This is a genomic window from Stutzerimonas stutzeri (assembly GCF_024448935.1).
GTDB classification, from domain to species: domain Bacteria; phylum Pseudomonadota; class Gammaproteobacteria; order Pseudomonadales; family Pseudomonadaceae; genus Stutzerimonas; species Stutzerimonas stutzeri_AO.
This window is the reverse complement of the sequence record NZ_JAMOIE010000154.1, coordinates 1-5,507: the sequence shown is the minus strand read 5'-3', so window position 1 is coordinate 5,507 and position 5,507 is coordinate 1. Positions and strand designations below refer to the sequence as shown.

At 57.7% G+C, this 5,507-nt stretch carries 6 protein-coding genes; 5 read left to right on the top strand and 1 reads right to left on the bottom strand.

Annotated features, from left to right (window positions below):
• Positions 1–870 (top strand): group II intron reverse transcriptase (locus NA637_RS23875; protein WP_256074974.1); only part of this gene is annotated, 870 nt, incomplete at its 5' end.
• Between the two features lie 190 nt (positions 871–1,060).
• Here NA637_RS23875 and NA637_RS23870 read toward each other — a convergent pair.
• The gene (locus NA637_RS23870; RefSeq protein WP_256074972.1) at positions 1,061–2,143 is read right to left on the bottom strand and encodes a tyrosine-type recombinase/integrase; all 1,083 of its coding nucleotides are present in this window, start codon (positions 2,141–2,143) and stop codon (positions 1,061–1,063) included.
• 348 nt (positions 2,144–2,491) lie between these two features.
• Here NA637_RS23870 and NA637_RS23865 point away from each other — a divergent pair, with 348 nt between their 5' ends.
• From NA637_RS23865 to NA637_RS23850, 4 genes are all read left to right on the top strand, one after another.
• Positions 2,492–3,877, top strand: a complete 1,386-nt coding sequence (locus tag NA637_RS23865; RefSeq protein ID WP_256074971.1) for a site-specific integrase — start codon at positions 2,492–2,494, stop codon at positions 3,875–3,877.
• Positions 3,878–4,209: 332 nt separating this feature from the next.
• The gene (locus NA637_RS23860) at positions 4,210–4,401 is read left to right on the top strand and encodes a helix-turn-helix transcriptional regulator (protein ID WP_256074966.1); all 192 of its coding nucleotides are present in this window, start codon (positions 4,210–4,212) and stop codon (positions 4,399–4,401) included.
• Between the two features lie 3 nt (positions 4,402–4,404).
• Entirely contained in the window at positions 4,405–4,836 is a 432-nt protein-coding gene (locus NA637_RS23855) for a virulence-associated protein E (protein ID WP_256074965.1), read from the top strand.
• A 50-nt stretch (positions 4,837–4,886) separates the two neighbouring features.
• Positions 4,887–5,507 (top strand): DUF3987 domain-containing protein (locus NA637_RS23850; protein ID WP_256074964.1); only part of this gene is annotated, 621 nt, incomplete at its 3' end.

Genomic DNA, 5,507 nt, shown 5'->3' with positions numbered 1-5,507 from the left:
ACGAAAGAGCTGCTGGAAGAAGAGGTCAAACCCTGGGTGGAGCAGTTCCTGTCGGTACGAGGAGTTGCGCTGTCGCGGGAGAAAACGCAGACCGTACATATCCACCGAGGCTTCGATTTTCTGGGGTGGAATTTCAGGAAGTACGTGCCGAAATCGCCGTATAGGAAGGCCAAGCTGCTGATCAAGCCCTCGAAGAAGAACGTTTCGGCGTTCTATCGGAAAGTAGGCGAGATCATCAAAAACAGCGGGGCACTGACGCAGGAAGCGTTAATCGGCCAGCTGAACCCGGTACTGAAGGGGTGGGCGCAATACCACTCCCCGGTCGTGGCAAAACAGACCTTCAGCAAGCTGGATAGTCTTATTTTCTGGCGGCTCTGGAGGTGGGCGAAGCGTAGGCATCCGAGAAAGTCGGCTGACTGGATCAGGAATAAATACTTCCGATCCATAGGCAGGCAGAACTGGGTGTTTGCGTATCCCTACAAAAATGGCAAGGGAGAGAGGCAGTTCCGACGGCTGTACGGGCTGGCGGAAACCGCAATCGTGCGTCACAAGCGTCTGCCGGGTGAGTATCAGCCCTACGACGCGACGCATGAGCTGAAGTGGGAGGTGCTGAGGGTTCAACGGATGCAGCACAAGCTGCGTTATCGGGGGCAGATATTCAGCATCTTTCGCAGGCAGAAGGGGCTTTGCGCCCTGTGCGGGCATGCGATCAGCAAGGAAACCGGTTGGCACGACCATCACGTCATCAGGCGTGTGGACGGCGGGCCGGATACTTTGAGGAACCGTGTGCTGCTTCATCCCAACTGCCATGCGCTGGTGCATAGTCAGCGTGAAAAGGTAGCTCTGCGATACGGTGGGCTGATGTGTTAGGATCACGCGCCATTGTTGCCGGTCAGCCATCAGCTGACTTTTCGTAAACTTGAGCCGTATGCGGTGAAAGCCGCACGTACGGTTCTTAGGGGGGACGGGCCAGTAACGGCCTGTTCCTACCCGACTCGGCGTCCCTCCAGATACTGTGCATGGTTGTATGTGCCGCGAATGCTGTTCTTGTCCACGTGCGCTAACTGAGTCTCGACCCACTCGCTGGGATATCCCTGCTCGTGCAGGGTGGGGTGGTGGACATCGTGTGGCGGAACCCATGACCTGTGGCGCGTCCATCGTAGCCAGAGCGCTTTAGCAGTTGGTTGATGGCGGCCTCGCTCATTGGCTTTGCCGGATCGATACGGCCAGGAAACGCGAGCGTGTAGCCACCAGTGATGCTTTCTAGCTCGCGCAGTGCTGCCACCGCCTGCTTGGAGAGTGGGATCAGGTGAGCGCGGCGCATCTTCATGCGCTCAGCAGGAATCAGCCAGAGCGCTTTATCGAGGTCAAACTCCGACCAGGGAGCCCCCCTCAGTTCAGCCGTTCGTACCCCCGTAAGAATCAAAAGGCGAGTGGCGACCTTGACGGTGTCGTTACCTGGGCAGGCCTGGATGGAGCGCAACAGCTCCGGAAGCTCTGTAATGGGTAAGAAGGGATAGTGTTTTGAGGTGGGCGTCTGTAATGCGCCACCAATATCCGCTATTGGGTTGTACTCAGCACGGCCAGTAGCGATTGCATATCGGTAGACCTCTTGGCAGCGCTGGCGAGTCTTGCGCAGGACCTCAAGCGCTCCGCGTGCCTCGATCTTGCGGAATACGTGCAGCCACTGCATTGGCTTGATGGTGGCGAGGGGCAGGCTTCCCACTTGGGGGAAGATATCCCGCTCGAAGGCCTCCAAAACGTCGTTGGCGTATCCAGCCGACCATCGAGGTGCTTTGTGTTGGTGCCATTCCAGCGCTAGCCCCTTGAAGGTGTTAGCTCGGGCTATTGCTGCCTGCGCTTTCTTGGCCTCACGCTCCAGCCCTGGATGCATGCCTTGCGCTACGAGTTGGCGGGCCTCAGAGGCTAATTGGCGGGCTTGAGCCAGCGCCACCTTGTCGACAGTGCCTAGGGAAATGTGGGACTGCTTACCATCCAGACGGAAGCGGAATCGCCAGGATTTTCCTCCTGCGGCACGAATCCACAGAAGTAATCCGCCTCCATCGGCAAGGCCGTAATCCTTGTCGCGTGGCGCGGCGTTCTTCACCTGCAGGACGGTCAGTGGCATCAGTTGAGTACCCAAAGATCGTTGAACCAATCAAAGGTACTTGTGTGGGTACTCAAATGGCAAGCGCTTGGATGGCACTTGATGGCACTGCATGAAACAGAAAGCCCGCACTAGGCGGGCTTTCTGGGGCGTTCATGACACTGCTTGGCACTGCATGAAACGTTTAGATGGTGCCGGCACCAAGAGTCGAACTCGGGAAATACTGATTACAAGACGGTTGCTATGATCGTTTTTTGAACACCGTACCGTTTCGGCCCGTTTAGCTGAAACCCTTATTATGCGGGGCATACGGCTTTTTCTTGTTTCCCGCCGTTTCGTCATGTAACGTTCAGCACAACCAATTACGTTGACCAAACGTTGACCATGAACAAGCGCCCCTCATCCTTTGTGAATGACCAGATGCTGAAAGGCATGAAGCCCGGCTGCAAGCCTCTGACGGAGAGCCTGTCCGGGCGAGGTAGTGGCGCCATCATGTTCAAGCGGCCTGGCGATGGCGCGCCCGCTGCGTTCTTTCGCTACTACCTGGACGGCAAGCAGAAGCTGCTCAAGATTGGTGACTATCGCTCAACCCATCGAGCGACGGGCATGACGCTGATCGAGATTCGAGACAAGGCGCGCGTTATGTCTGAACGGCTGCGTCATGAGCCGGATCTGCGAGCAGCTATTGAGGCAGATGACGCGTTCAAGGAAGCCGAGCGCCAAGAGCGCATACGCCAATTTGAAGCCTTGAAGCAGAAGCAGGCCGACGAGGCAGCGCGAGGGAGCGTTGCGGATTTGCTCGCTGATTACTTGCTAGCGCGTACCGGAAAGGTTGGTGAGCGCCAGTTGGCCGAATGGCGTCGTGTAATCGAGGTGGACATTCCTGCTTCAATCCAGAGGCTCAAGTGCGATGCCGTGACGCCATCCACTGTCGAGAAGGTCCTGACCCCAATCTGGAAGCGCGGGGCGACGAGCCAGGCAGAGAAGGTGCGCGCCTTTCTGCGAGCCGCTTTTCAGTACGGGCTTACCGCCGAGCACACCATCGGCAGAGCCAGCGGCAAGCGCTTCGGTTTAGCCGTCAACCCGGTGGACGCGGTGAAGGTTGAACACTCAACGAGGTCTGTCGAGCGGGCGCTAAGCGATGCTGAGTTGTGCAAGTTCTGGCACACCATCGAGATAACCGAAGGCGTCGGCCCGGTCATGGCGTTGCTGTTCAAGTTTGTTATCGCAACTGGCGGCCAGCGCATCGCCCAAGTCGCCAGAGAGCCGTGGTCAAGTTTCGATGTGGATAAGAAGGTCATGCGCCTGATCGATGTTAAAGGCCGAGGCAGCGTGAAGCGCGTTCACCTGGTGCCGCTCACTGACCGTGCCGTCGAGATACTGGGAGACGTGTTCGAGATTAACGGCGAAGAAGACTGGCCCTGGACTTCTACCGGCAAAGCGCCGTTTGTCGTGACCAGCTTTACCCATGCCATTGCCGATTGGTGCCGCTCCAAGCACGCCGTTATTGATGGCAAGCGAATCGAGCGATTCACTCCGAGAGACTTGCGCCGCACTTGCACGCAACTGATGCAGCGGCACGGGATTCCTGACGACCAATCGGATCTTTTGCAGAGTCACGGCCAAACCGGCGTCGTGGGGCGTCACTACAGAAACAACCCCGAGGCATATCTTCCGGCTAAGGTCGAGGCGATGGAAGCGTTCGACATGGCGCTTAGTGAGCAACTGAAACAAATTGATACAAGTCGGAAAACAGGCGTAAACGGATAATAAGCTCAATCCGAGATATGTTGTGTTTTGCGCTTTGAACCCTGTGAAACACGACGCTACTATACGGCCACTGGCTGGACATACAGCACCAAAAGAAAAGCCCGGTGCTACCAACACCGGGCCTTCGATGGGGAACAGACGTTAGCGCGTCTGCTGTACCGGCTAGCAGTACGAACCCCGGGGGGGTGAAGCTTGGACGGCTTCGGTATACCAAGTATACCAACACGGACTGTATTACCGACGGAACTATGCGTCAAGGCATGACCCCGCTTGCGGGACCGGAGGAACACTGTTCGCCCCTCGGTTTTTTTCAACTCCAGTTGGAGAGACCGATGCACACATCTAAGCCCGTAATGGGCACCTTTAAGCCTGCTGCCCATTTCTGCGAGCAGCTCGAAATCAGCCGCACCACCTGGTGGCGCTGGACAAAAACACCGGGATTCCCTGAACCGATCCGTTTCGGTCGCTCCGTCCGTTGGCCTATCGAACCCGTTGAACGCTTCCTGACTCAGCAGGAGGCCTAAGCCATGACTTATTCACAACCCTGTAATCTGGCTGGGGCTGGATCGGCTTGCCATTCGATTGACCAAGTGCTGGCCCGTCTGGACAAGGTGAAGGCCAGCGGTGCGAGTAAGTGGAGAGCGTGCTGCCCGGCGCATGATGATCGCGACCCAAGCTTGAGCATTCGCGAATCAGATGACGGGAAGGTTCTTTTGCACTGCTGGTGCGGTTGCTCAGCTAGTGATGTTGCGGCTGCGATTGGGCTAGAGCTGCGTGATTTATTTCCCGGTAAATATCAGCAGCGGCGTGGGCCGAGCAAAGCGGCGATTGAGCACGAGCGCCGCATTGTAAGCATAGGGCTGTCGTTGCTCGCGCAAGGGGCGAAGCTACCCCAAACAGACCTTGATCGTTTGGATATCGCACGCCGCCGGTTGGCGCGCCTGGAGGCCCGCCAATGACTGCCGCTCAGGATCTATATGGTGACCAATGGGGAGGGATGGTTGCTAGCGTGCCGGCCTTTGCCGCTGAAATGCCGGATCACGCGCTGGCTGATTATCTAAGTCCTATTACGGTTCCCCTTCCTCTGCCGACCGGGCTGTCCGCCGCAATGCCTTGGGATGACGAGCTGCTGCCGAAGGAGCTTAGGTACTTCGTGAGAGACGTTGCCGACCGCACTCAATGCCCGCCTGATTTTGTGGCGGTGGCGCTGGTGGTTGGAATCAGCGCCGTGGTAGGCCGCAAGTTCAGCATCCACCCGAAGCAGCACGACGACTGGGAAGTCGTGCCGAATCAATGGGGCTGCATTATCGGCAGACCGTCCGCGATGAAGTCGCCAGCGATGAAGCAGGCACTTCGCCCACTTGCGGCGCTGGAGGCGAAAGAGCGGGAGAAGCATAAGGAGGCGATGACCGAGCACAAGGCGGCTGGCGAGATGCTGGAACTTGAGCGCAAGTCCGCCAAGGACAAAGCCAAGAAGCTGATGACCAATGGCGACAAGGCCGGCGCGCTGGCGGAGCTGACAAGGTACGCGGATGACTTGCCACCGCCTGTGCCGCGCCGCTACATCGTCAACGACGCAACGGTCGAAAAGCTGGGCGAGCTGCTGAACGAAAACCCCAATGGCTTGCTG